Origin of the sequence: Bradyrhizobium sp. NBAIM08, from assembly GCF_020193935.1 — a bacterium.
GTDB lineage: Bacteria > Pseudomonadota > Alphaproteobacteria > Rhizobiales > Xanthobacteraceae > Bradyrhizobium > Bradyrhizobium yuanmingense.
The window spans coordinates 1-435 of record NZ_JADYVR010000486.1 but is presented as its reverse complement, the minus strand read 5'-3'; the positions used below and the strand labels follow the sequence as shown (position 1 = coordinate 435).

1 pseudogene is annotated in these 435 nt (G+C 71.3%); it reads right to left on the bottom strand.

What is annotated here, in order from left to right:
* Window positions 1-245: pseudogene (locus I6F37_RS40575) on the bottom strand (colanic acid biosynthesis glycosyltransferase WcaL); the annotation flags it as partial.
* Between the last annotated feature and the right edge of the window lie 190 nt (window positions 246-435).

Here is a 435-nt window from a genome sequence, read left to right as displayed (position 1 = left end):
GAATCCGAGTGGAGCATCGCCTGCGAGCGGGCATAAAGGGAGATGCAGGACACGAAGTCCGCCTGGGCGATCTTGTCGCGCAAGGCCCAGCGGCCCGGCTCCTCCAGGTCGTCGGGGCCGTGCAGCGTGAAGCTCCAGGTGACTCTCGCGAGGGGTGCCGCGAGCCGCGCCACGGTGCAGGACGCCTTGGCGATGTGGCAGTGGAGGTGGACGATGCCCATGCGACGCAGGAGCGCGGCCAGCACCACCGCTTCGTGCCAGTAGATGAGGTTGTAGGCGCGTCCCTTGAGCCCCGGCGGCGCCGTGCGGCCTCCAGGACGTGGGTGGTGCCCGCGGCCTCGGATGACTGCTCGGGGCCCACGTGGTGCTCGGGGCCGGTGCGGCGGATCGAGAAGGTGCGCACGTCCACGCCCGCGGCCCGCAGCCCTGCGATCT